Here is a 25,110-nt window from a genome sequence, read left to right on the forward strand (position 1 = left end):
GCATGACAGGCAGGTTTTGCGTCCTATCTCACTCTGGCAGGGCTATCGGAGGCCTTGTCGTTTGACGGCGAGTGATATAGGTGTTACCAGTAAGTAACATGCTGGAAGTTACAGACCGGTAACACCCTAGTCAAGAGGTGACGACGGTTTTTTTGGAAACGACGAAAGGAGATCATGATGACTGACGGCGTCGCGGAGCGTTCCCGCCCCCGGGATCGAATCCTGGAGACGGCGCAGGACATGTTCCACAAGCACGGCATCAAGGGTGTTGGCGTCGACGCCATCACCGAGGCTGCCGGCACGAACAAGATGACACTTTACCGTCACTTCGAGTCGAAGGACGAGCTGATCATCGAGTGCCTGCGCGCCACGGCGGCGAAGGCTTCAAGGATATGGGACGAGTTCGAGGCGCAGCATCCCGGCGACAAGCTCGCCCAGCTTCATGCCTGGGTCCGCAAGGCTTCGGAACTGCTGAGCGCCGACAGCCGCGGCTGCGACATGGCCAATGCCGCCGTCGAGCTTACCGAGACCGATCATCCGGCACGGCGCGTCATCAAGGAACTGAAGGAAGCCCAGCGCGAGAAGCTGGTGGCGCTTTGCCGCGATGCCGGCATCGGCCAGGCAGAGCTTCTCGCCGACACGCTGTCGCTGCTGCTCGAAGGCGCGCGCGTCTCGATGCAGAGCGTCGGCGCCGAAGGCCCGAGCGCGCAGTTCGTGCGCATGGCCGAAAGCCTGATCGCCTCGTTCCGGGCGTGCTGAACGGGACTTCCCACATCCGGCCGCTTCGCGGCCACCTTCTCCTCGTGGGAGAAGAGGTAGCGTTGGCGCCGGCGGCTCCTCTCCCCTCGGGAGAGGTCGGATTGCCCGATTGCCTTTGCAATTCGATTTGGCAATCCGGGTGAGGGGCGTTCCGCGTCATTGCGGGCAAAGAAAAAGCCCGCTGCCGGGAGGAGGTGGCAGCGGGCTTCGATTTCGAATACGGCACGGGAGGAGGTGTACCGTACTCAGCGTCGGCATCACATCTGGGAGGAGGAGACGGCCGACACCCAGAGAAGTACGGGATGCCTAACGATTCGGCAATTGCGAAACCTGCATAGCTGCTGTGCAGAATTGCGGCATCAATCGTCAGACAAATGCTAAAGCGCGTCGCGCTGAAGCGGATTCAGGCGACGCGCTTTAAGCCTGTGTTTTCATGCATGTCGTTATCGCAAAACCGCTGCACACTTTTGCGCGACATACTAAGGCCTCCTTCGTGCGCCCACCTGCCGGTTTATTGCACCGGCACGTTTTCCTTGAAGATCAGCCGCGGCTCGATAAACTTTTTCGTCAGATACGGCGCCGACGACGCGATGGAGCCGAGCAGGCGGATCACCGACTGCTCGGCGATCAGTCGCGCATTCTGGTCGATCACGACGTCGGCGAGATCGTCGACGAGATAGCGGCGCGTTTCCTTGGTCAGGTCGTGGCAGATGAAGACCGGCTTCTTGCGCGGCTTGACCTCGAGCAAGGCCTTGGCCACGCCGGACCGTCCGGCGCCGACGCAATAGATGCCGAGCAGGTCCGGTTCGTTGTGCAGCGCCTTGATGGTTGCGCGGTAGCTGGCGTCCGGGTCGTCATTGCTCTCGGCGGCGCTTGAGACCGTGAGGTTGGGAAACTCTTCGTTCAGCACCGAACGAAAACCCATCTCGCGCTCCTCGTGGCCGCGATAGGAGCGCGAGCCGACCACCATCGCCAGATGTCCTGTACGGCCGCCGAGGAAGCGGCCCATCAGCAGCGCCGCGGTGCGGCCCGCCACCCGGTTGTCGATGCCGACATAGGCCGAGCGGGGTGCCGCCGGCACATCCGAGATCAGCGTGACCAGCCTGATCCCGGCATCGACCAGCTCGCGCAGGATGTTGCGCGTGCGCGGGTGGTCGACGGCGATGACGCCGACACCGTTGGCCTTGAGCGACAGATTCTCCACCGCGCTTTGCAGCGCGCCCGGCGAAATACCGGCAAGGTTGTGGATGCGGCAGGAGGCGACCAGCGGCAGGCGTGCCGCATAATCCTCGATGTGATGGGCAAGATCGGCCATGAAGCCATTGGACCCGATCGGCAGGAAGAATTCCAGGTGCGCCGGCTTCGACGGCAAAACCACCTGATCGAGCGTCGGCAGATAGCCGAGCTGCTTGGCCGCCTCCATCACCCGCTGCCGGTTGGCAGCGCTTGCCCCCGGCCGGTTGTTGAGCACCCTGTCGACGGTCGCGGTCGACAGGCCGCAGCTTCTGGCGATGTCGGCTACCGTGGCTTTCATGAGTCCAGTCATAGGATGGGAAGCGAGCCCCTGTCAGGACAATTCAACGTCAGGCCAAACCGACGCCGGGCCAAATCGACGCCGGGCCAAATCGACGGAAGACCGTCAGCCATGCTGCTGCGGGCCGTCGGAAATCGCGTCCCGTATCTCCTTGTCCGACATGCCGGTGATGACGCGCTCGACCTCGGCGACCGTTGTCTTTTTCGGATCGATGTCGTCGGCCACCACCTTGCCCCGGCGCATCACCACGATACGGTCGACCACCTGGAAGACGTGATGGATGTTGTGGGCGATGAAGATGCAGGAGTGCCCTGAATCGCGGGCGCTGCGCACGAAGCTCAGCACCCCTTGCGTCTCGGCGACGCCGAGATTGTTGGTCGGTTCGTCGAGGATGATGAGATCGCTGTCGAAATGCATGGCGCGCGCGATCGCCACGGCCTGCCGCTCGCCGCCCGACAGCGAGCCGATCGGTGTCGTCGGCGGGATATTCTTGGTGATGCCGACCTGCCTGAGCAGGTCGCGCGCCACCGCGTTCATTGCGTCCTGGTCCATGCGGTTCAGGAAGCGCGGCGCCCTGATCGGCTCGCGCCCGAGGAACAGGTTGCGCGCGATCGACAACTGCGTGACGAGAGCCGAGTCCTGGTAGATCGTCTCGATGCCGTGGGCGATGGCGTCGCTGGTGCTGCGCAGCGTGACCTTCTTGCCGCGGATGAAGATGTCGCCGCTGGTCAGCGGCACGGCGCCCGACAGCACCTTGATCAGCGTCGACTTGCCCGCGCCGTTGTCGCCGAGCAGGCCGACGATCTCCTTTTCGTTGACGTGGAAATTGGCGTCCACCAGCGCCTGCACGCGCCCGTAGGACTTGCGGATGTTTTCCATGCGGATGAGCGGTTCGGCCATGGTTCAGGTCCCTGCCTGGTGCCGGCGTTCAAGCCAGGAGTGCAGCGCCATCATGCCGAGGATGATCGCGCCGATGAAGATGTTGTAGGCGAGCCCCGGCACGCCGATCAGCACGATGCCGTTGCGCATGACACGCAGGATCAGGATGCCGAGCACCGTGCCGATGATGGTGCCACGCCCGCCGGTCAGCGCCGTGCCGCCGATCACCACCATGGCGATGACCTCGAGCTCGTAGCCGGTGCCGCTATTGGGGTTGGCGGCGGACGTGCGCAGCGACGAGATGACGCCGGCAAGCGAGGCCATCACCGCCGACAGGATGAACAGGCCGACCTTGACGCGGTTGACGTTGACGCCGCGCGCGCGGGCCGCGTTCGGATTGCCGCCGGCGGCCTGGATCCAGTTGCCGGTGCGGCTCTGCGTCAGCACATAGCCGAGCACGATCGCGGCGCCGATGAACCAGAACAGCGAGGCATAGATTCGGAACGGTCCGACATAGAAGTCGCCGACCAGGATGTTCGCCAGCCAGCTGCCTTCCGCGCTCCAGGTGCGCTGCGGGAAACCGTCGGTGATGAACAAAGCGGTGCCGCGCACGACCAGCAGCATTCCGAGCGTCACGAGGAAGGACGGGATCTTGAGCTGGGTGACAAACCAGCCATTCACCAGCCCGACCAGGGCAGCCACGATCAGCGCGATCAGCAGGCCCATCTCCAGCGAAGTGACGCCGCTGTTGAAGAGCGTCCACATCAGCACCGGCGAGAAGCCGAACAGCGAGCCGACCGAGAGGTCGAATTCTCCGGATGTCATCAACAAGGTCATTGCCAGCGCGATCAGGCCGAGCTCGACTGTGAAGGCCAGGATGTTCGAAATGTTCTGCGGCGACAGGAAGTCGGGATTGATGCCCCAGAAGACGACGAGCTCGACGACGAGCAGCACCAGCGGACCGAATTCCGGCCGCGCGACAAGGCGTTGGACGAAGGAATGGTTTTCCATTGAACCCGCGACGTAAGCGCGACCGTCCGATGGGACGGCGCGGGGAGAAGGAAAATCGGCCGCGACAGGGGGTGTCGCGACCGTTCGCTTGAGGATTATTTGCCGGACAGGATCTTGTCGTAGACGCCGGCGGTGTCCTTCTCGTAGAGCGCGCCGGTGATGACGTTGAAGCCCGGAGGGATGCCGCTGGCGGCCATGTTGGCCATCGACAGCGCGATATAGCTGGTCGCCTGCGGGTCCTGCCACTGTCCGGCATTGACGTAGCCGTTCAGCACTTCCTGCGTGGTGTCGAGCGAGTTGCCCCAGCCGACGACCGGGATTTCGCCCGGCTTCACGCCGGCCTGGTCGAACACGCGCTTGATCGAGCCGGTGACGAGGTCGCCCAGGCCGATGATCGCCTTCACCTTGCCCTTGTGCGCGGTGAGGTAGTCGACCATGCGGTTGATCGCTTCGGCCTGGTCGAGCGTCGCCTCGGTCACCTCATAGGTGATGCCGGCCGGCTCGAACACGCTCTTGATGCCTTCCTCTTCCTGCACGCCATAGGTGGCGCCGGGGATCTCGACCGGCATCCAGACGAAGTCGCCCTTCTTCACCAGGCCCTTGTCGACCAGATACTGCGCCCAGTGCTTGCCGAACGTGACGTTGTCGCCGCCGACATAGGCGTTGAAATTGGCCTTCGGATCGGGCGTGTTGAAGTTGATGATCGGGATGTTGGCCGCGCGGGCCTCCTTGACGATCTCGACCAGGCTGCCCGGATCGGGGCTGGTGGTGGCGATGCCGTCGGCCTTGGCCGCGATCGCGGCGCGCACGGCTTCCTGCTGGGACGCGACGTCGCCATTGTGGAACGAGGTGTTGACGGTGTTGCCCGTGTCCTTGGCCCATTGCTTGGCTCCGGCCAGGAAGTAGGTCCAGACCGGATCGGCGGGGCCGCCATGCGAAATCCAGTAGAACGTCTTGGCCTCGGCCATCGCCGGAATGGCGAGTGCCGCGATCAAGCCAAGCACGAGTAGTCTTAGCCGCGAAAGCATTCGATTTCCTCCCATGTTGAAACTCTCCTCCTGGATCAGCGCGATGCGACCTTGGAACCCGCATCTCCTGCCAGCGCCGACCGGAACGTCCAGAGCATTCTCTTTTTCGGGCGGTGGCAAGCCTCCATCGCCAGTGGATGTTGGCACAGGCGCGCACGCCATCACCAATCCCATCAGATTGCATCAGCAACGGTGATATTCGTTGGGCAAGCGGCACCATCGACCATCCGCTGCACGGATTGGCCTCCAAGCAACCGCCCTTCTGGTGCGGCGTTAGATCAGACCCGCCTTGGCCAGGTCGCGCATCAGGTGGCTGGCGCCGTAGGTCCAGTGCGGGCAGTCCGGCGACAGGCGCACGCGGTTGGTGAGCGCGCCGAGCTTTTCCGACGAGATGGTGACGATGTCGCCGACCTTGTGGGTAAAGCCCTTGCCCTTCTCGCCGCGATCCTTCGACGGCACGAACATGGTGCCGAGATAGAGCGCCAACCCGTCCGGATACTGGTGATGCGGCCCCATCGCGGCCTTGACCAGCTCTTCTGGCGAGCGGCTGATTTCCGCCATCGAACTCGCGCCCTCCAGCGCAAAGCCGTCCTCGCCCTCGACGCTGAGCCGCACCGTGGCGCGCTTCACGTCGGCGATGGAAAACGTCTCGTCGAACAGCCGGATGAAGGGGCCGAGCGAAGCGGAAGCATTGTTGTCCTTGGCCTTGCCGAGCAGCAGCGCCGAGCGCCCCTCGACGTCGCGCAGATTGACGTCGTTGCCGAGCGTGGCGCCGACGATGCGCCCCGAACTGTCGGCGATCATGGCGATCTCCGGCTCCGGATTGTTCCAGGTGGAGACCGGATGCAGGCCGACATCGGCGCCGAAGCCGACCGAGGCCATGGGCTGGCATTTGGTGAAGATCTCGGCATCGGGGCCGATGCCCACCTCCAGATATTGCGACCAGGCGCCGCGCGAAATCAGCTTGGCCTTGATCTCCATCGCTTCCGGCGAGCCGGGCTTCAGTTTCGACAGGTCATGGCCGATCAGCCCGGCGATGTCGGCGCGGATGGCGTCGGCTTTTTCGGCCGAACCACGCGCCTGTTCCTCGATGACGCGCTCGAGCAGGCTGACGACGAAGGTGACGCCGGAAGCCTTCACCGCCTGCAGGTCGACGGGAGAAAGCAGGATCGGCTTCTTCGCATCGCGTTTGTCTTCGAAGCTGTTCGCCGCGATGTCTTCCAGCGCGCCGATTGCCTTGCCCTTGGCCGAGCGCAGATAGCCGGCCGGATCCCTCAGTTCGCAGACATCACGCACCGTGGGCGCCGCGCTCGAGGTGATGTCGATGACCTGGCCGTCCCGCACCGTCACCACCAGCGGATGAGTAGCTTCGCTTGTCCTGGCGCGGCCGACGAAGAGGCCGTCGGCGGGCAGGCGGGTCGGATCGGTCATGGTGATGCTTCCTCTCAACTGTCGCGCGGCACTTTCCCCGGATTTGGGTCAAACGTCCATGCCGTTCGTAGCCCGGTTCGTGGGCCAGTTGTCCCTGTCATCAAAAGCGTAGGCGGCTGGCCCATCGAAACACGCTTTCAAATTCATGAAATCAACAATAGGATTTTCACGAAGCTTCAGCGCCGAGGTGATCTTTGCCCGCAGCCTTTTCCGATCCGATTTGGCAAAAGCCGCAGGCTGCCCCGGCATTTCAATCGGACTTATCGGCCGGCGGCACGCTCGACGCGGTCATCGTCGGCGGCGGCATCATGGGACTATCGACTGCGCTGCATGCGGCGCGCGCGGGGCTTTCCATTCAGGTGCTTGACGCCGGCGCGATCGGGCAGGGTGCTTCGGGCCTCAATGGCGGCCAGGTCATTCCAGGCCTCAAATACGATCCGGAATGGCTGCTGAGGCATTTCGGCAAGGAGCGCGGCGAAGCCCTGGTGGGATTCGCCGCTTCGACGGCCGACGCCGTGTTCGATGTGATCCGCGACGAGAAGCTGACCGTGCCGTTCACGCGCAACGGCTGGATCCAGGCCGCGCACACTGAGACCGCGCTGAAGGCGGCGGCGAACCGAGACCGCCAATGGCGCTCGCGCGGCGCCGACGTCGAACTGCTCGACCGGGCAGGGATCGCGGCGATGACCGGCGCCAGGGGCTATCTCGGCGGCTGGCTCGACCGCCGCGCCGGCGTCATCGATCCGCTGTCCTACACGCTTGAACTCGCCCGCGTCGCCTCGGCCGCCGGCGTGAAGATCGCCGGGCAGCAAAGGGTGGTGAAACTCGCTAAGGAGGCCGGCGTCTGGCGCGTTTCGACGCAAGGCGGCGCCGAATTGCGCGCCAAGTCAGTCGTGCTCGCCACCAACGCCTATACGGATGGCCTGCTGCCTGGCCTCGCACAGACGATCGTGCCGCTGCATTCCTTCCAGATCGCCACCGCGCCGCTGCCGGCGGACCTTGCAGCCGGCATCCTGCCGGGCGGGCAGGCCGTTTCAGATTCCCGCCGCATCCTGGTCTACTATCGCAAGAGCTCCGATGGCCGGATGGTGCTGGGCGGCCGCGGCATGGCGCTGCCCTCCAGTCCCGCGGACTGGGCGCATTGCGAACGCGCGCTCATCCGCCTCTATCCGGCGCTCGCGGGCGTCGCCATCGAAAAGCGCTGGTTCGGTCGCGTGGCGCTGACACCGGATCATCTGCCGCATCTGCATGAGCCGGAAAAAGGCCTGCTCGCGGTCGTCGGCTGCCAAGGCAGGGGCGTCGGCCTGATGAGCGCGCTGGGCAAGCGGATGGCGAATTACCTCGCGAGCGGCGATGCCAGGCAATTGCCGTTCCCGCTGTCGCCGATCCGGCCGATCCCGTTCCATGCTTTCCGCCAGGTCGGCGTCGCCGCGGCGATCACGTGGTACCGGATGCTCGACACGTTCGAGCGCTGATCCCGAACGCGTGCGGCGCACAAGCGATTCAGCTTGACAGTTTCACAAATATGAAAAAGCATTGGGCGATTTCAGAATTCGATGGACAGTTCGATGTCGTCGACCATCGCCGCAGCACGGCCATTGCCGGAAAACCGCATCTCGCCGGTGTTCCGCTTCGCCATGCTGCTGCCGGGCGGACTGGTCACCTTCTTCCTGATCCTGTTCGCGCTTGGCCTGGTGGTCTTCCTCGCCTTCAGGGGCAATGACGGCTCGCTGCTCGGCGTCGGCCTGACGGCGGAGAATTTCGTCACCGTCGCTACCGATCCGCTCTACTGGATGGTGACGCTGCGCTCGCTGGTCATCGCCGGCCTGGTGACGCTCGCCACCGTCGCCACCGCCTATCCCGTCGCCTACTACCTCGCCTTCCATGCCGGTCGCCGCCGCAACCTGCTGCTCTTCCTGGTCACGCTGCCGTTCTGGACCAGCTATCTGCTGCGCGTCTTCGCCTGGAAGATCGTGCTTGCCTATAACGGCGTGCTCAACTCGGCCTTCATCGAGACCGGCCTCTGGTCCGAGCCGACACTCGCGTTCCTCAACACGCCGGCAGCGGTGGTGGTGACGCTCGCCCACGCCTACGCGCCCTTCGCCATTCTGCCGATCTATGTTGCGCTGGACACCATCCCGAAATCGCTGCTCGAAGCCGCATCCGATCTCGGCGCGCGGCCCTTCACCTGCTTCCGCCGCGTCGTGCTTCCCAACTCCATGCCGGGCGTGCTGGCGGCGGCACTCGTCGTCTTCGTGCCGACGGTCGGCGACTATGTCACGCCGGCCATGGTCGGCGGTCCGGCCAGCACCATGATCGGCACGCTGATCCAGTCGCAGTTCGGCAAGGCCAATGACTGGCCATTCGGAGCGGCCCTCTCGGTCTGCGTCATGCTGGTCATCCTTTGCGTCGTCCTGGTGGCGCGCGGCGCCGACCGCAGATTCGGCAGCCGCACATGAGCGCCCGGGCTGACACCAACAGCGGCCGCTGGCTCGGCCTCTATGTGCTCGGCTATCTCGTCTTCCTCTATCTGCCGGTCCTTTTGATCCCGCTGTTTTCCTTCAACAACTCGATCCAGGCGGCGTTCCCGCTGCGGGGTTTCACGCTCGAATGGTACCGCACGCTCTATGGCAATCCGGCGCTTTCCGGCGCTTTGGCCAACAGCCTGGTCATCGGCGTCATCGCCGCCTCCGGCGCGACGCTCTGCGGCATCACCGTATCCTATATGGACCTCTACGGCCGCTCGCCGCTCGCCGCCACGATCAGCGCCATCGCCCGGCTGCCGATCCTGATCCCGGGGGTCATCGTCGGCATTTCGCTGTTGATCCTGGTCAACCTCATCGGCCTTGGACCATCGCGCGTTTCCATCGTGCTCGGCCATATCCTCGTCGCGCTGCCCACTACGGTGGTGGTGATGCGCAGCCGCTTCGCCGCCATCCCGAAGACGATCCGTGAAGCGGCGCTCGACCTCGGCGCTTCCGACTGGACGACGTTCCGGCGCGTCATGCTGCCGCTCAGCCTGCCAGCCGTGCTGTCGGCTTTCATGCTCTCCTTCCTGATTTCCTTCGACGAGTTCATCGTCGTCTTTTTCCTCGCCGGCACCGAGCCGACGCTGCCGCTCTACATCTGGAGCCAGCTGCGCTTCCCGCGCTCGCTGCCGACCGTGATGGCGCTGGGAACGGTGATCCTCACTGTCTCCTTCATCATCGCCGGCACCGCCGAAATCCTTCGCCATCGCGGTCTTGGAACTGCGCGCCGCAATCCAGCCTGAACCACAACAAAGAAGAGGAGAACGAAAATGACATTCCACCTGAAATCGATCGCCGGACACAAAGCCCGGGTCGGCCTTGCCGCACTGGCGCTCGCGCTGTCGTCGACGGTCGCTCTTGCCGCCGACAAGCTGCAATATTTCACCTGGTCGGGCTACGAATTGCCCGACTTCAACAAGAGCTTCCTTGCCGCGCATCCCGATGGCGTCGAGGCGACGATCTTCGGCGATGACGACGACGCCTTTACCAAGGTCAAGGCCGGCTTCAGGCCCGACATCGCGCACCCCTGCTACGACAAGGTGGCGCGCTGGAACAAGGAAGGCCTTCTGCAGCCGATCGACACCAAGCGCATCAAGAACTGGGATTCGATCTTCCCGGTGTTCAAGAACCTGCCCGACCTGCAGGCCGGCGACGGCAAGGTCTGGATGGTGCCGTGGGACTGGGGCAACACTTCGATCCTCTACCGCACCGACCTGGTGAAGAATCCCGAGGCGAGCTGGAAGCTTCTGTGGGACAAGCAGTATGCCGGCCGCATGGCGACCATCGACGCCGTCCACGACACGCCGATCGTGGCAGCGCTTCTGGCCGGCGTGAATCCCTTCGACATGACGCCGGAGCAGTTGGACAAGGTGGCGGAAAAGCTGCGCGAGCAGCGCCCGCTGCTGTCCAGCTACACCACCGACATGACCTCGGTCGAGCAGGCTTTGGCAAGCGGCCAGTTGGTCGCCGCCATGACCTGGAATGCGTCGGCCACGTCGCTGAAGAAGCAGGGCGTTCCGGTGGAGTTCATGAAGCCGAAGGAAGGTATGCTGACCTGGGCCTGCGGCTTCGTCATGCTGAAGGACGCCAAGAATGTCGATCTCGCCTATGACTTCATCAACAGCCGGCTCGACGCCGACTCGGGCAAGTTCCTGATCCAGTCCTATGGCTATGGCAGCTCGCTCTCGACCGCCTTCGCCGGCGTGTCGAAGGAGGAGCTCGACAAGCTGCAACTGCCGGCGGATCCGGACGTGATGCTGAAGAGCACCATCTTCACGGGGCCGATGAAGCAGAATGACGACGTGGCGAAGATGTTCGAAAAGGTGAAGGCAGGGGGCTGAGCGATTAATTGCCGAAGTTTTGCGCTGCCCCTCACCTGCCTGCCGGCATCCTCTCCCCGTATAGTGACGGGGAGAGGGGCGCTGTCGCCAGCGGTTTCGCCAATCAACCTCGTCGCAGCACTGGCGCCAGCGTTGCGGCCAGTTCCTTCTCCCCGTCACTATACGGGGAGAAGTGCCCGGCAGGGCGATGAGGGGCAGTGCCAGCGTCCGGCAGGATAAGAAACTTAATAATGAGGCCGGCTTGGTCAATTGCCGGCCTAATTGACTGCAACGAGGACCATTGCATGGACATTCTCGACGAAGCGGCGGCGAAGCCGAAAGACGATGCCGACGTCCGCGTCGGCCGGCGCGTCCGGGCGCTCAGACTCGAGCGCAAGCTGTCGCTGGCCGAACTCGCGGGCAAGGCCGGCATCTCCATCGGCGCGCTCAGCCAGATCGAGCGCGGCATGTCCTCGCTGCGCGTCAAGGTGATCTGGCCGCTCGCCGCCGCGCTCGACATCGAACCGTCGGCGCTGATCACCGACGGCAACGAGGCGGTCAACGATCTCTATTGCGTGCGCGCCGACAAGCGGCGGCAGATCCCGGTGAAGTCGGAAGGCATCGCCAAGGCGCTGCTGTCGCCACCTGCCGCGACGCTCACCGGCATGCTGGTCACGGTCGAGGCCGGCGGCGGCACGGCGGAAGCCTATGCCCATGCCGGCCACGAATTCGGCTTCGTGGTGACGGGCGAGGTCGAACTGGTGGTGGACGCCACGACCTATGTGCTGAAAGCCGGCGACAGTTTTGCCTTCAAGAGCACGCTGCTGCATGCCTTCCGCAACCCTGGCGCCGAGCGCTGCCAGATCCTGTGGGTCAACACGACAAAACCGTCAGAGGTGCGCGATGGCGCCTGATGCCTCAGAGCAATTCCAGGAAAAGTGTGAAGCGGTTTTCCGTCCGGAATTGCGAGAACCATTGGTTCGGCTGCGGAAAGTCTCGAAAGTCTTTCCGGGTGGCGTGGTCGGCCTCGATGCCGTCGATCTGGATATCGCCACCGGCGAGTTCCTGACCCTGCTCGGTCCGTCCGGTTGCGGCAAGACGACCAGCCTGCGCGTCATCGCCGGCTTCGAGAGTCCGTCGAGCGGCAACGTCCTGCTCGAAGGTCGCGACATCACCGGGTTGCGGCCCTTCGACCGACCGGTCAATACCGTCTTCCAGGACTATGCGCTGTTCCCGCATATGGATGTCGCGGCCAATGTCGGCTTCGGCCTGTCGCTGCGCAAACTCACCGGAGCCGAGCAGGCAAAACGGGTCCGCGATGCGCTCGACATGGTCGGCCTTGCCGAGAAGCTGCGTGCCCGCGTCTCGGAACTTTCCGGTGGCCAGCGCCAACGCGTCGCTTTAGCCCGCGCCATCGTCTGCGAGCCGCGCGTGCTGCTGCTCGACGAGCCGCTGTCGGCGCTCGACGCGCATCTGCGCGAGCAAATGCAGGTCGAATTGAAGCGGCTGCAGTCGCGGCTCGGCACCACCTTCGTCATGGTCACACACGACCAGACCGAGGCGCTGTCGATCTCCGACCGCATCGTCGTCATGAACAAGGGCCGCATCGAGCAGACTGCTGCGCCGGCGACGCTCTACGACCGGCCGGCGACGCGCTTCGTTGCTTCCTTCATCGGCACGATGAACTTGCTGCAGTCACGTTTCCTCGGTCGAGAGGGCGAGCGGCTGCGCTTCGCCGCAGGTGAGTTGCCGCTGGAGGCTACATCCGACAGCGGCGAGACGCCGGCCGCCGGCGACACGCGGACCATCGGCGTGCGCCCGGAGGATCTTCTGGCTGCCGGTGAAGCCGGCGAAGGCACCGCGCCGGCGCGGGTCAGCGGCGTCGTCTTCCACGGCCGCACGCTGCGCCTTCACGCCGAGCTGGGTGAGGGGACCGCGATCGTCATCGATGCCCCGCGCCGCGCCGACGGTTTTCAATTCAGCGTCGGCGATGTGGCGCATGTCAGCCTGCGGCGCGGCGCTAATTGCCCGATGCTTTGCAACTGATGCGATAGCGCCCTCACGACGCCTTGGCGAAGAATCCCTGATAGTCGGACTTGGCCTGCAGCAGGCGAAGGATGTTCTCGCGCGAGCCGCGCACATGCGAACGGGCGCGCTCGCCGGCCAGCGCGACATCGCCGGCGCAGATCGCGTCGACGATGCCGGCATGTTCCTCGCGGGTGAGCTTCCATTCGTCCAGCCACAGAAGCTCGGTCCAGACATATTGCTGGCATTTGTCGAGGATGCCGCAAAGCATGCCGTGGAGCATCTCGTTGCCGCTGATCTCCGCGATCACCCGGTGCAGGTCGATGCCGACCTGCAGCTCCTCGAATTTTTCCCTGGTGCTGCGGTCGGGGATCGCGGCCAGCCGTTCGCATTCGGCGAGCATGTCGCGCAGTTTCGCCTTGTCGGCGGCGGTCGCGTTGGCTGCCGCCAGTTCGGTCGCGCGCCCGTCGAGCAGTTCGCGGATGTCGAAAGCCTCGCGGAACATGGTCAGGTTGAACTCGGCCACCACATAGCCCTGGCGCGGGCGCCCGATTACCAGGCCGTCGCGCTCCAGACGGTTGAAGGCCTCTCGCACCGGCGTGCGGCTCACCTTCAGGCGCTCGGCGATCTCATTTTCCGTCACGCGACCGCCCGGCGGGATCTGGCCGGTGATGATCAACGCCTTCAGCTTCTCGAACACCGAGTCGCGCAGCGTGTTCTTTCTCTCCTTCAAGCGTTCCGCCTCCAACGTTGCGTCACGGATTCGCGAGCTTAGTTCGTTTTAGGGTCTGCTTGAACAGGAGCATTTCGGCGGAGGCAATTGCCCTGCGGAATGGCCGTCCTCCCCCTGCAACCAAAAACGCGAAAACCCGAGTTGACATCGGCTTCCGAAAAATTACACTCGAAATTGTATACAAATTCGCATACCAAATCAACGATAACGGGAACACCGGTTGGAGAAGCGAAAATGAAGAGACTTTGTACTCACGGCATGGGCATTCACGGCATGGCCGTCGCCGGCCTGCTGGCCACGGTCGCCGTTCCGGCGTCGGCCGCCGACACCATCACCGTCGCCTCATGGGGCGGCACCTATCAAGAAGCGCAGACCAAGGCGTTCTTCGATCCAACGGCCAAGGAACTCGGCATCACCATCAAGCAGGACACCACCAACGGCCTCGACGACGTGCGCCTGCAGGTCACCGGCAATGCCGTCAAATGGGACATCACCGAGCTTGGCGCCGACGAATGCGCGCGCGGCTCCAAGGAAGGTCTGTTCGAAAAACTCGACTACAACGTCATAGACAAGAGCGGCATCAACCCGAAGCTTGTCCACGACGACTGGGTCGGCATCTCCTACACCTCCGTGGTGCTGATCTATCGCACCGATGTCTTCGGCGACAAAGGTCCAAAGACCTGGGCCGATTTCTGGGACGTCGAAAAATTCCCCGGCCGCCGCGCGCTTTCCGGCAGCCAGTCCACCGAAACGCTGAGCGTCGCCGCTTTAGCCAAGGGCATTCCGATCGACAAGGTCTATCCCGTCGACATCGACGGCGCGCTGCAGTCGGTGGACAAGATCCGCGGCCACATCGATGCCTGGTGGACATCCGGCGCGCAGGCCATGCAGCTCGTCAAGGACGGCGAGGTCGACATGGCGAGCATCTGGAACGGCCGCGCCGGCACCTTGAAGAAGGAAGGCGCGCCCGTGAGCTTCTCCTTCGACCAGGGCGTTCTCACCGCCGATTGCATGGTCATCCCGAAGGGCTCGAAGAACAAGGACATCGCGATGAAGGCGCTGGCCAAGTTCGTCAGCCCCGAGTTGCAGGCCAATCTGCCGCTCTATGTCGACAATGGCCCCGCCAACGAGAAGGCATTCGAGACCGGCAAGATCCCGCCGGAGCGCATCAAGGACATCAATTCCGCGCCCGAGAACGTCAAGAAGCAGGTGCTGCAGGATCCCGAGTTCTGGCGCGACACCCTCGTCGAGGCGACCGAGAAGTTCAACAACCTGATCCAGCAATAGCGATCCTGTCGGAGCGGCGTCGGCGAGACGCCGCTCCGCATCGTTTCGCGAAAAATGATCCGGAGTTGAAGGAGATGCTCTTGTCTCCCGCGCAGACCGCGCTTCCCATCGGCATCAGCGGTATCGAGAAGCGCTTCGGCGGCCTGTCGGTGCTGCATGATCTCGGCCTCGACGTCGCCGCCGGCGAATTCCTGACGTTGCTCGGGCCGTCCGGCTCGGGAAAGACGACGCTCTTGATGATCATGGCCGGTTTCGTGCGGGCCAATGCCGGCTCCATCAAGGTCGGCGGCGAGGAGATCATCACCATGCCGCCGCACAAGCGCAACATCGGCATGGTGTTCCAGAACTATGCGCTGTTCCCGCATATGAACGTCTTCCACAACATCGCCTTTCCGCTGAAGCAGCGACGCGTGTCGACGGCCGAAACGGCCGAGCGTGTCGAGAGGGCGCTGGACCTCGTGCAGCTGAAAGGCCTCGGCGAGCGCCGCGTCGACCAGCTCTCCGGCGGCCAGCGGCAACGTGTGGCCTTGGCCCGCGCCATTGTCTTCGAGCCGCGCATCGTTTTGATGGACGAACCGCTGTCGGCGCTCGACAAGAGCCTGCGCGAGCATATGCAGATCGAGCTGCGCAGCCTGCATCGAAGGCTCGGCATGACGACGGTCTACGTTACGCACGACCAGCGTGAGGCGATCACCATGTCTGACCGCGTCGCCGTCATGAATGCCGGACGCATCGAGCAGATCGATCAGCCCGAAGCCCTTTACGCGAAGCCGAAGACCAAATTTGTCGCCGGCTTCATCGGCGAATCCAGCTTCATCCCGGTCGAATGCCGCAATGGCGGCGTCTGGCATGAAGGCAGCAAGCTGCGCATGAAGGATCCGATGCCGTCATCGGGTCGGCACCTGATGGTGGTGCGGCCGGAAAAGCTGCGCGTGATCGCCGGCGAACCTGCAGGCGACGTCAATGCGCTGCCGGCAATTGTCGGCGATGTCATCTATCAGGGCGACAGCTTCGTCTGCTACGCGACGCTCAGGGACGGGCGACAGGTGACGTTGCGCGACTATTGCCGCTCCGACGTGCTGGCGAAGTTGCCGGCGCCGGGCGAGCCGATAACGCTCGGCATCGACGCGCAGGACGTCGTGCTGGTGGCCGACCAATGAGCCTCGCATCCGCCGGTTTCGACCGTGTCGGCAGGTCTGATCGCGCGCTCAATGCCGATGCGCTCAACGCCGAGGCGCGGCGGGAGGCGCGTGGCCTGCTCGCGCTTCTGTCGCCCGGGCTGCTTCTGGTCTTCGCCGTCATCATCGTGCCGATCGGCTGGCTGTTCTGGCTGTCGCTGTTCGACGAGGCCGGCCAGCTCAGCGCCGCCAATTACGCGCGCTTCTTCGAGCAGGCCTCCTACATCAAGACGTTCGTCACCACCTTCAAGGTGGCCTTCGTCGTCACCGGCGCCTGCGTGCTCTTCGGTTATCCGCTGGCCTATATGCTGTCGCAACTGCCGCGCCGCGCCGCTGGCGTCTGCCTGGTCTTCGTCATCCTGCCGTTCTGGACCTCGGTGCTGGTGCGCACCTATGCCTGGCTGGTCATCCTGCAGCGCAGGGGCCTGGTCAACAGCTGGCTGATCGATCTTGGCGTCATCGGCCAGCCGCTGCCGCTCGCCAACAATTTCGCCGGCGTCGTCATCGGCATGACCCACATCATGCTGCCCTTTCTGGTGCTGCCGCTCTACGCCTCGATGAAGAGCATCGACACCGACTGCCTGCGCGCCGGCATGAATCTCGGCGCCAGTCCGGCCGCCACTTTCCGGCAGATTTTCCTGCCGCTGTCGCTGCCCGGTCTCGCCTCGGGCGTGGTCATCGTCTTCGTGCTGTGCCTCGGCTTCTTCGTCACCCCGGCGCTGATGGGTGGCGGCAAGGTGATCATGTGGGCGATGCGCATGGAACAGACCACGAGCCTCTATTCCAACTGGGGTGCGGGCGCAGCGCTCGGCGTCGTGCTGCTTGCCGTCACGCTGGCGCTGCTCGGCCTCTTCCAGTGGCTGCTCGGCGCCCGCGCCACCGGGGTCTGGAGTGAGCGATGAGCATGGAAAACGCCCTGCCCATCTCGCATCGGCAACGCCTCTGGCTCTACGCGCTCGGCGGCCTCGTCATGCTGTTCCTGATCGCGCCGTCGGTGATCATCGTCATCATGTCCTTCTCTGGTTCGACGCTGCTGCAGTTCCCGCCGCAGGAATGGTCGCTGCGCTGGTATGAGAGCTATTTCGGCTCCGTCGAATGGCGCGACGCCACCATCGTGTCGGTCAAAGTGGCGGTGATGACGGCGGTCGTCGCAACCCTGTTCGGCACCGCTGCGGCCTACGCCATCAACGCGCGCACCCTGCGGGTGACCGGCGCCATCAACGCGCTCCTCACCGCCTCGCTGATCATCCCGGTCATCCTGATCGGCATCGGCACCTTTTTCCTTTATGCCCGCATCGGCCTCAACAACACGCTGACCGGCCTCGTCATCGCGCACACCGTGCAGGCGCTGCCGCTGGTCGTGTTGACCGTCCTTTCGGGCTTGCGTTCCTATGACATGAACCAGGAGAAGGTCGCGCGCAGTCTCGGCGCCGGCCGCTTCTCCGCCTTCTTCCAGGTGACGATGCCGCAGATACGCTTCTCGATCGTCTCGGGCGCGCTGTTTGCCTTCATCACCTCGTTCGACGAGGTGGTGGTGTCGCTGTTCATCTCCGGCGGCGAGACCACGACGCTGACGCGGCGCATGTTCAATGCGCTGCGCGACCAGATCGACCCGACGATCGCCGCCATTTCCACTTGCCTGATCGTTCTATCGATCGTCTTGTTGTCCGCCGCCCAGCTTTTCGGCCGCGGACGTTGATACAGGGATACCTTGAACAGCATGCGTGACTTCCAGTTTCCCGGCCGCTCGCCGGCCCGCGCCACCGAGGCGATGGCCGCGACCTCGCATCCGTTGTCGACGCTTGCGGCGATCGACATGCTGCGCTCCGGCGGCAACGCCATGGACGCCGCGGTCTGCGCGGCCGCGGTGCAGGCCGTGGTCGAGCCGCAATCGACCGGCATCGGTGGCGACTGCTTTGTCCTCTATTGCCCGAAGGGCGACGGCAACGTGCTTGCCTTCAATGGCTCGGGCCGGGCGCCCGGGGCCGCGACGGTCGACTGGTATCTGGACAAGGGGTTCAACGAACTGCCCAAACAAGGCCCGCACGCGGTCACCATTCCTGGCGCCGTCGACGCCTGGTGCCGGCTGCTGGAGGATCACGGCCGCAAGGGTTTGGCCGACGCGCTCGCTCCGGCCATTCGTTACGCGGAAGAAGGCTATGTCGTGCACGACCGCGTCGCCTTCGACTGGGAGGATCCCGAGACCGACCTGTCGGCCGACGAGGTCGCGACGCGCATCTTCCTGCCTGGCGGCAAGCCGCCGAAGGCAGGTGACGTCCATCGCCAGCCGGAGCTGGCTGAGACGCTGCGCGTCATCGCAAGGAAAGGCCGCGCCGGTTTCTACGAGGACGCGGTCGCGGACGATCTGGTCGGCCGGCTTCGCGCGCTCGGCGGCCTGCATACGCTCGACGATTTCGCCGCCACCAAGGGCGATTACCGGACCCCGGTCAGCACCTCGTATCGCGGCTACGACATCCACCAGATGCCGCCCAACAACCAGGGCCTCACCGCGCTTCTGATGCTGAACCTGCTCTCGGGCTTTGAGCTGGGCAAGCTCGATCCGGACGGCGCCGCGCGCCTGCACCTCGAGATCGAGGCGGGCCGGCTCGCCTACCAGGACCGCGATGCGTTTTTCGCCGATCAGGATCATGTCGACGTGCCGGTCAAGGCGCTGCTTTCCGGCGCCTATGCCGATCGCCTGCGCGCCGCGATCGATCCCGAGCGCGCCATGACCGATCTGCCGCGTCTCGACCTGCCGGGCAGCGACACGGTCTATATCAGCGTCGTCGATCGCGACCGCAATGCGGTGAGCTTCATCAACTCGACCTATTATTCCTTCGGCAGCGGCGTTGTCGGCCCGAAGACCGGCGTCGTGCTGCAGAACCGCGGTTCCAGCTTCCGCCTCGATCCGAAGCACCCGAACGCGATCGCGCCAGGCAAGCGGCCGATGCACACGATCATGCCGGGCATGATGACGAGGAACGGCCGCGCCATGATGCCCTTCGGCGTGATGGGCGGCGGCTATCAGCCCTTCGGCCATGTCCATGTGCTGACCAACATGATCGACTTCGGCATGGACCCGCAGCAGGCGATCGATGCCGCGCGGGTGTTCTACAACCACGACGTCGTCGAGGCCGAGCGAAGCGTGCGCGCCGAGACGATCGAAGGCCTGCGCCGGCTTGGCCACAAGCTGGTCGAGCCCGATCATCCGCTGGGCGGCGGGCAGGCGGTGCTGATCGATTGGGAAAAGGGCACGCTGACCGGCGCGTCCGATCCACGCAAGGACGGCCTGGCGCTTGGATATTGAGCGGCGCTGGACATCGGCCGATCGTTCGAAACATAGTCTGGAACCATGACAAACAGCGAAAACGCCACCGATCTCGCCTATCGCCTTGCACCAGGCGCCGATGACGCGCCGGCCATCGCCGCGCCCGAACGGACGGCCCTCTCGCATGGCGGACTGCGCCGCCTGATCGGCGATACCGTGGCGCGGCTCAACGCGCTCGGCATCGGGCGCGGCGACCGTGTCGCCATCGTGCTGCCGAACGGTCCGGAAATGGCCACGGCCTTCATCGCCGTGGCGGCGGCCGCGTCCACCGCGCCGCTCAATCCGGCCTACCGCGCCGACGAGCTCGATTTCTATCTGAGCGACATCGGCGTCAAGGCGATCCTCGTCGGCAGGGACGAGCAGGGCCCTTCCGTCGAAGTCGCCGGGCGCCTCGGCATCCCGGTGCTGCGGCTGGCGGCGCCGGAAGGTGCGCCGTCTGGCGTGTTCACGATCGAGGGCGATCCCGCCGGGCCGCCGGTCGCCTCGGGCCTGGCCGCCGATGGCGATGTCGCGCTCCTTCTGCACACCTCCGGCACCACGTCGCGCCCGAAACTGGTGCCGCTCAGCCACGCCAACCTCGCGGCGTCGGCAAAGCATATCGGTGCGACGCTCGGCCTGACGCCAGCCGACCGTTGCCTCAACATCATGCCGTTGTTCCACATCCATGGGCTGATCGCCGCGGTGCTGTCCTCGCTCGCCGCCGGCGGCAGCGTCTTCTGCACGCCCGGCTTCAACGCACTGCGTTTCTTCCAGTGGCTCAGCGAGGCCAAGCCAAGCTGGTACACGGCGGTGCCCACCATGCACCAGGCGATCCTGCCGCGCGCCGCGCGCAATCCCGAACAACTCGCCGAGGCGAAGCTGCGCTTCATCCGCTCGTCATCGGCCTCGCTCCCGGCGCCAGTGATGGCCGAGCTCGAATCCACCTTCGGCTGTCCGGTGGTCGAGGCCTACGGCATGACCGAGGCCGCGCACCAGATGGCGTCCAACCGCCTGCCGCCCGGACTGCGCAAGCCCGGCAGCGTCGGCGCGTCGGCAGGACCGGAAGTCGCCGTCATGGCGCCGGACGGGCGGCTGCTCAAACCCGGCGAGATCGGCGAGATCGTCATTCGCGGCCCCAACGTCACCGCCGGCTATGAGAAGAACCCGGACGCCAACGCCAGCGCCTTCGCTCATGGCTGGTTCCGCACCGGCGACCAGGGCGTGCTCGACGAGGACAGCTACCTGCGCGTCACCGGCCGGCTGAAGGAGATCATCAATCGCGGTGGCGAAAAGATATCGCCGCTCGAGGTCGACGAAGTGCTGATGGACCATCCGGCGGTAGCACAAGTCGTCACCTTCGCCATGCCGCATGACAAGCTCGGCGAGGAAGTCGCGTCCGCTGTCGTGCTGCGCGAAGGCCAGAGCGCCAGCGAGGCGGACATTCGCGGCTTTGCCTCGACCCGGCTCGCCGATTTCAAGGTGCCGCGCAAGGTGCTGATCCTCGACGAGATCCCGAAGGGCGCTACAGGCAAGCTGCAGCGCATCGGGCTGGCGGCCAAGCTCGGGCTCGGCTGATGCGCCTTACAGTCTTTGGCGCCGGCGCGATCGGCGGCTACCTCGCCGCGAAGCTGGCGATCTCCGGTTCTGTCGATCTGTCGATCGTGGCCCGCGGCGCGCATCTGGAGGCGATCAAGGCCGACGGCCTTCGCCTGATCGAGGACGGCAAGGAAGCCGTGGTGCAGGTGAAAGCGGCGGCACACGCCGAGGAGTTCGGCGTGCAGGACTATGTCGTGCTGGCGCTGAAGGCGCATTCGCTGGCTCCGGCGCTCGATCAGATCGCGCCGCTCTTGGGCGAGGGAACAGCCGTCGTCACCATGCAGAACGGCGTGCCCTGGTGGTATTTCCACAAGGCGGGCGGCGCGCTCGAAGGCACGCGGCTAAACGCGGTCGATCCGGGCGGAGCGATCTGGCAGCGCATCGGGCCGCAGCGCGTCATCGGCTCCGTCGTCTATCCGGCCGTCGAGGTCGACGCGCCCGGCCTGATCCGCCATATCGAAGGCACGCGCTTTTCGCTGGGCGAGCCGTCTGGCGAGAAGAGCGAGCGAGTTACCGCGCTTGCCCGCGAAATGGTCAAGGCCGGGCTGCAGGCGCCGGTGCGCGAGGACATCCGGTCGGAGATCTGGGTGAAGCTTTGGGGCAATCTTTCCTTCAACCCGATCTCGGCGCTGACCGGCAGCACGCTTGCGGCCATCGTTGCAGACGAAGGCACCCGTGGCGTCGCCCGCGCCATGATGCTGGAGGCGCAGGCGATCGGCGAGAGCCTCGGCGTGCGCTTCCTCATCCCGGTCGACCGCCGCATCAAGGGCGCCGGCGATGTCGGCGAGCACAAGACCTCGATGCTGCAGGACCTCGAACGCGGTCGCCCGATGGAGATCGACGCACTGGTCACGGCCGTGCAGGAACTAGGCCGCCTGACCGGCCGGCCGACGCCGACCATCGACACCGTGCTGGCGCTGGTGCGGCGGCTGGCGATCGAGCGCGGGTGTTGTTCGCCCTTGTAGTTTGTTCCTGATTTGTTCTAAACTGGTCCTTTGGACGATATCCGAAAGGGATCAGCCATGAACGAACAACCGTGGTTCGGGATCGGCAGGAATGGGCAGGCTTTTTTTCGTTGGGACGAGGCCAGTCAGGAGCCCAACGACCGACTGTTCTTCGCCATCCTTCTCGAAGAGGTGATTGCTCGTATGCTGGCCTCACGAGCCGTGACTTGGCAGCGGGAGTTAGGGCTCGGCGGAAAGCTCATTCGAACCGGGCATCTGCATATTTCGCTTGTCATGCTCGGCGATCACGATGGATTGCCAAGATCTCTGGTCGACGCTGCTTGCTCCGCAGGCTCTCTCGTTCAAGCTCAAGCCTTCGATGTGTCGTTTGACCGTCTGTCGGCCTTTGGTGGCGGCGCTCTCGTTCTGCGCGGCAGTGACGGCGTTCCCGCATTGCAGGCCTTCTGGCGAGCGCTCGCCGCTGTGCTGTCCGACAGTCCGTTTAAGCCGCTTGTCGGGAAGTCGATCGAGCCGCACGTCACATTGCTGCGTGACAAGGCGCGTGTTCCGAAAGTCGAGGAGCGGCCAATTGAGCCGATTGGTTGGACTGTGCGCGAATTCGTGCTGATACACAGTTTCCTGGGGCAGGATCGATACCAGATCATCAGACGCTGGCAATTGAACTGTCAGGACGACGCGCATGCTGTCATGTGAGCATCTCAAATCATCCTTATCGTGAACGCCATGCTGACAGGAATTGTCACCTGTGGAGCGACTGAGACGTGGTAGGCGCGCAATCGGTTCCTACTTGATGTCTGATCCAAACCGGGAGGAAATCATGACCACTGCCGAAATCGCCAAGGATTTCACCGAACTCCTCAAGCGGGGCGACAGCCACAGCGCTGCCGCAAAGTACAATGCCGACGACATCGTCAGCTACGAAGCCATGGAAGGCCCGATGGCCGTGTGCAACGGCAAGGAAGCCGTCAAGCAGAAGGGCGAGTGGTGGGAAGCGAACCATGAGGTTCATGGTGGCTCGGTCGAGGGTCCCTATGTCAATGGTGACCAGTTCGCCTTGCGCTTCAGCTTCGACATTACGCCCAAATCTACCGGCGAACGCGTCAAAATGGACGAGGTCGGCCTCTACACGGTCAAGGACGGCAAGATCAGCGAAGAGCGTTTTTACTATTGAGGCCGATCGCCCTGAGGCGTCTCGCTTCTTTCGCCGCGTAAACTTGAAATCAGAGATGGCGACCGGGCTGATCTTCCGGTCGCCATGCCAGCATCTCAAATCGTCTTCACATACTGAGCCAGTTGGTCGGCCACCGTGCCCCAGCCGTCGAAGAAACCCATCTCCTCGTGGCTGTTGCGCGTCGCCTCGTCGCAGTGGATGGCAGTGGCGGTGTAGCGCGTGCCTTTGCCCTCGGGCGTGAGCGCGATGACGGCGGTGATGAAGGGTTCGCCGGACGGCCGGTAGCCCGGCAGCAGCGCGTCGGTCCACACCAGCCGTTCGTTCGGCATGATCTCGAGATAGCAGCAATGACGGTCGCTGACTTGCCTGCCGTCGGGCGACTGCATGCGCGTGCGGAACAAGCCGCCGGGCCTCAGGTCGATCTCGCAGTCGGTGATGACCCACGGCTTCGGCGTGAACCATTGCTTGACATGCTCCGGCGACGTCCAGGCGCGCCACAGCAACTCGCGCGGCGCGTCGAGAAAGCGCTCCAGCGTCAGGTCCAGCTTCGGGTTCGGCTTGAACGGATAGCTCACTTTTCAATCTCCTTGAGGTTCATCACATAGGCATCGAACTGGTCGAGCCGGCGCTCCCACAGCGCGCGCTGTTCGGCGAGCCAGTTTTCCGCAAGCTTCAGCGGCTCGGGCGAAAGGCTGTAGGTCCTGACGCGGCCGGTCTTTTGCGACTGCACCAATCCGCAGCCCTCCAGCACTTTCAGATGCTCGACGAAGGAGGGGAGCGCCATGCCGAACGGCTCGGCCAGTTCGCTGACCGAGGCGGGACTCCTGTTCAGCCGCTCCACGACGCGCCGGCGCGTCGAGTCGGCCAGCGCGCGAAAAATGCCGTCGATGGGCGGCGGGCTCTGGCTGACGGTCTGCGGGCTCATAGCTGTTCCTTCCGAGACCGCCTGGCAGTCAGGTGATCTTTGCAGGAAATACTTAGGAAAAAGCCTTAGTATTGGCAAGGGCCGAAATCGCACCGGCGCAAAGCGCTGGCAAAGCTTATAGGTCCGGCCTAGGCTTCTGCCGGATTCGAAAATCCATCTGACAGAGGCCCGCCTTGACGATCACCATGTACGGCATCACCACCTGCGACACGATCAAGAAGGCGCGCGTCTGGCTGGAGAGCCATGACGTGCCGTATCGCTTTCATGACTACCGGGCAGAGGGGATCGAGGCCGACAAATTGAGCGGCTGGGCCGGCAAGGTCGGCTGGGAAAAACTGCTCAACAAGGGCAGCATCACTTTTCGTGAGCTGCCGGAGGCGGACAAGGCCGGGCTGGACGAGAAGAAGGCGAAGAAGCTGATGCTCGCCAAGCCGACGATGATCAAGCGCCCGGTGCTGGAGGTCGGGGAGCGGATTTTGGTGGGGTTCAAGCCGGAGGTCTATGAGGAGGCGGTTGGCAGGAAATAGGCTCGACCACTCGACGTCTCAATAACTATGCATGGGCTTCCAAATACCGCGCCAGCGCCACGGCATTGTTGTGCGCCTCGTCATGCGCACCGTAGAGCAGCGTCACCTTGCCCCTGCCGAGTAGCGCACGCAGCTCTGTCACCGCGTCGCCATTCCCATCAAGTTCGGCCCGGTACCGCTTCTGAAACTCGGGCCAGCGCTCCGGCTCGTGTCCGAACCATTTGCGCAACGCGTCGCTCGGCGCGATCTCCTTCAGCCACAGCGTCAGAACCGCGTCCTTCTTGGCAATGCCGCGCGGCCAGAGGCGATCGACCAGCACCCGCTGGCCGTCGGCTTTCGCCGGCGGCTCATAGACGCGCTTCACCGCTATGTCGAAGGCCATCTTATCTCCGTTGGCGGGAGAGCT

General features: G+C 64.3%; 26 protein-coding genes. 17 read left to right on the plus strand and 9 right to left on the minus strand.

The features are described 5' to 3' along the window. Positions 1 to 177 precede the first annotated feature (177 nt). Positions 178 to 759, plus strand: a complete 582-nt coding sequence (locus FJ957_RS23750; RefSeq protein WP_140835259.1) for a TetR/AcrR family transcriptional regulator — start codon at positions 178 to 180, stop codon at positions 757 to 759. Positions 760 to 1,270: 511 nt separating this feature from the next. Here the strand turns inward: FJ957_RS23750 and FJ957_RS23755 are convergent. The 5 genes from FJ957_RS23755 to FJ957_RS23775 form a co-directional block, all read right to left on the minus strand. Continuing rightward, entirely contained in the window at positions 1,271 to 2,293 is a 1,023-nt protein-coding gene (locus FJ957_RS23755; RefSeq protein ID WP_140835260.1) for a LacI family DNA-binding transcriptional regulator, read from the minus strand. 105 nt (positions 2,294 to 2,398) lie between these two features. Beyond that, the gene (locus FJ957_RS23760) at positions 2,399 to 3,193 is read right to left on the minus strand and encodes an ATP-binding cassette domain-containing protein (protein ID WP_140835261.1); all 795 of its coding nucleotides are present in this window, start codon (positions 3,191 to 3,193) and stop codon (positions 2,399 to 2,401) included. Positions 3,194 to 3,196: 3 nt separating this feature from the next. After that, positions 3,197 to 4,183 (minus strand): ABC transporter permease, encoded by a 987-nt coding sequence (locus FJ957_RS23765; protein WP_140705151.1) that lies wholly within the window; start codon positions 4,181 to 4,183, stop codon positions 3,197 to 3,199. A 95-nt stretch (positions 4,184 to 4,278) separates the two neighbouring features. Further along, positions 4,279 to 5,211: a substrate-binding domain-containing protein gene (locus FJ957_RS23770; RefSeq protein ID WP_140835420.1), complete on the minus strand. Its 933-nt coding sequence runs from the start codon at positions 5,209 to 5,211 to the stop codon at positions 4,279 to 4,281. A 273-nt stretch (positions 5,212 to 5,484) separates the two neighbouring features. Beyond that, the gene (locus FJ957_RS23775; RefSeq protein ID WP_140835262.1) at positions 5,485 to 6,642 is read right to left on the minus strand and encodes a fumarylacetoacetate hydrolase family protein; all 1,158 of its coding nucleotides are present in this window, start codon (positions 6,640 to 6,642) and stop codon (positions 5,485 to 5,487) included. A 194-nt stretch (positions 6,643 to 6,836) separates the two neighbouring features. Between FJ957_RS23775 and FJ957_RS23780 the strand changes: the two genes are divergently transcribed. From FJ957_RS23780 to FJ957_RS23810, 6 genes are all read left to right on the plus strand, one after another. Next, positions 6,837 to 8,117, plus strand: a complete 1,281-nt coding sequence (locus FJ957_RS23780; protein WP_140835263.1) for an FAD-dependent oxidoreductase — start codon at positions 6,837 to 6,839, stop codon at positions 8,115 to 8,117. Between the two features lie 93 nt (positions 8,118 to 8,210). Beyond that, on the plus strand, positions 8,211 to 9,101 hold the full coding sequence (locus tag FJ957_RS23785; protein ID WP_140835264.1) for an ABC transporter permease: 891 nt from the start codon (positions 8,211 to 8,213) through the stop codon (positions 9,099 to 9,101). Continuing rightward, a complete protein-coding gene (locus tag FJ957_RS23790) occupies positions 9,098 to 9,913 on the plus strand; it encodes an ABC transporter permease (RefSeq protein WP_140835265.1) in 816 nt (271 codons plus the stop codon). The genes FJ957_RS23785 and FJ957_RS23790 overlap by 4 nt, the downstream gene beginning before the upstream one ends. 27 nt (positions 9,914 to 9,940) lie before the next feature. Continuing rightward, positions 9,941 to 11,011, plus strand: a complete 1,071-nt coding sequence (locus tag FJ957_RS23795) for an ABC transporter substrate-binding protein (protein WP_140835266.1) — start codon at positions 9,941 to 9,943, stop codon at positions 11,009 to 11,011. Between the two features lie 284 nt (positions 11,012 to 11,295). Next, entirely contained in the window at positions 11,296 to 11,904 is a 609-nt protein-coding gene (locus FJ957_RS23805; RefSeq protein ID WP_140835267.1) for a cupin domain-containing protein, read from the plus strand. A 61-nt stretch (positions 11,905 to 11,965) separates the two neighbouring features. Further along, positions 11,966 to 13,036: an ABC transporter ATP-binding protein gene (locus FJ957_RS23810; protein ID WP_246685949.1), complete on the plus strand. Its 1,071-nt coding sequence runs from the start codon at positions 11,966 to 11,968 to the stop codon at positions 13,034 to 13,036. Positions 13,037 to 13,049: 13 nt separating this feature from the next. On the opposite strand, the gene FJ957_RS23815 is transcribed toward FJ957_RS23810, so the two are convergent. Next, positions 13,050 to 13,748, minus strand: coding sequence for a GntR family transcriptional regulator (locus FJ957_RS23815; RefSeq protein WP_181177424.1), 699 nt, complete (start codon positions 13,746 to 13,748; stop codon positions 13,050 to 13,052). A gap of 234 nt (positions 13,749 to 13,982) precedes the next feature. Here FJ957_RS23815 and FJ957_RS23820 point away from each other — a divergent pair, with 234 nt between their 5' ends. The 9 genes from FJ957_RS23820 (at position 13,983) to FJ957_RS23860 (ending at position 23,252) form a co-directional block, all read left to right on the plus strand. Then, positions 13,983 to 15,035, plus strand: a complete 1,053-nt coding sequence (locus tag FJ957_RS23820) for an ABC transporter substrate-binding protein (RefSeq protein WP_181180688.1) — start codon at positions 13,983 to 13,985, stop codon at positions 15,033 to 15,035. Positions 15,036 to 15,115: 80 nt separating this feature from the next. Continuing rightward, the gene (locus FJ957_RS23825) at positions 15,116 to 16,195 is read left to right on the plus strand and encodes an ABC transporter ATP-binding protein (RefSeq protein ID WP_140835422.1); all 1,080 of its coding nucleotides are present in this window, start codon (positions 15,116 to 15,118) and stop codon (positions 16,193 to 16,195) included. Further along, positions 16,192 to 17,115 (plus strand): ABC transporter permease, encoded by a 924-nt coding sequence (locus FJ957_RS23830; RefSeq protein ID WP_140835270.1) that lies wholly within the window; start codon positions 16,192 to 16,194, stop codon positions 17,113 to 17,115. Before FJ957_RS23825 ends, FJ957_RS23830 begins: the two co-directional genes overlap by 4 nt. Further along, positions 17,112 to 17,912, plus strand: a complete 801-nt coding sequence (locus FJ957_RS23835; RefSeq protein WP_140835271.1) for an ABC transporter permease — start codon at positions 17,112 to 17,114, stop codon at positions 17,910 to 17,912. Before FJ957_RS23830 ends, FJ957_RS23835 begins: the two co-directional genes overlap by 4 nt. A 21-nt stretch (positions 17,913 to 17,933) precedes the next feature. Continuing rightward, entirely contained in the window at positions 17,934 to 19,520 is a 1,587-nt protein-coding gene (gene ggt / locus FJ957_RS23840; protein ID WP_140835272.1) for a gamma-glutamyltransferase, read from the plus strand. A gap of 45 nt (positions 19,521 to 19,565) precedes the next feature. After that, on the plus strand, positions 19,566 to 21,095 hold the full coding sequence (locus tag FJ957_RS23845; RefSeq protein ID WP_140835273.1) for an acyl--CoA ligase: 1,530 nt from the start codon (positions 19,566 to 19,568) through the stop codon (positions 21,093 to 21,095). Beyond that, a complete protein-coding gene (locus FJ957_RS23850; RefSeq protein ID WP_140835274.1) occupies positions 21,095 to 22,081 on the plus strand; it encodes a 2-dehydropantoate 2-reductase in 987 nt (328 codons plus the stop codon). Before FJ957_RS23845 ends, FJ957_RS23850 begins: the two co-directional genes overlap by 1 nt. Before the next feature lie 57 nt (positions 22,082 to 22,138). Next, positions 22,139 to 22,774: a 2'-5' RNA ligase family protein gene (locus FJ957_RS23855; protein WP_140835275.1), complete on the plus strand. Its 636-nt coding sequence runs from the start codon at positions 22,139 to 22,141 to the stop codon at positions 22,772 to 22,774. 124 nt (positions 22,775 to 22,898) lie between these two features. Next, a complete protein-coding gene (locus FJ957_RS23860) occupies positions 22,899 to 23,252 on the plus strand; it encodes a nuclear transport factor 2 family protein (protein ID WP_140835276.1) in 354 nt (117 codons plus the stop codon). A gap of 95 nt (positions 23,253 to 23,347) precedes the next feature. Here FJ957_RS23860 and FJ957_RS23865 read toward each other — a convergent pair whose 3' ends face one another. Both FJ957_RS23865 and FJ957_RS23870 read right to left on the minus strand, forming a co-directional pair. Then, complete coding sequence (locus FJ957_RS23865) at positions 23,348 to 23,827, minus strand: SRPBCC family protein (RefSeq protein WP_140835277.1); 480 nt, start codon at positions 23,825 to 23,827, stop codon at positions 23,348 to 23,350. Continuing rightward, entirely contained in the window at positions 23,824 to 24,177 is a 354-nt protein-coding gene (locus FJ957_RS23870) for a metalloregulator ArsR/SmtB family transcription factor (protein WP_140835278.1), read from the minus strand. Before FJ957_RS23870 ends, FJ957_RS23865 begins: the two co-directional genes overlap by 4 nt. A 173-nt stretch (positions 24,178 to 24,350) precedes the next feature. Between FJ957_RS23870 and FJ957_RS23875 the strand changes: the two genes are divergently transcribed. Further along, on the plus strand, positions 24,351 to 24,704 hold the full coding sequence (locus tag FJ957_RS23875) for an ArsC family reductase (protein WP_140835279.1): 354 nt from the start codon (positions 24,351 to 24,353) through the stop codon (positions 24,702 to 24,704). A 25-nt stretch (positions 24,705 to 24,729) separates the two neighbouring features. On the opposite strand, the gene FJ957_RS23880 is transcribed toward FJ957_RS23875, so the two are convergent. Beyond that, the gene (locus FJ957_RS23880) at positions 24,730 to 25,086 is read right to left on the minus strand and encodes a DUF488 domain-containing protein (RefSeq protein ID WP_140835280.1); all 357 of its coding nucleotides are present in this window, start codon (positions 25,084 to 25,086) and stop codon (positions 24,730 to 24,732) included. Positions 25,087 to 25,110: the final 24 nt, after the last annotated feature.

Origin of the sequence: Mesorhizobium sp. B2-4-6 (genome assembly GCF_006442775.1) — a bacterium.
Lineage (GTDB): Bacteria > Pseudomonadota > Alphaproteobacteria > Rhizobiales > Rhizobiaceae > Mesorhizobium.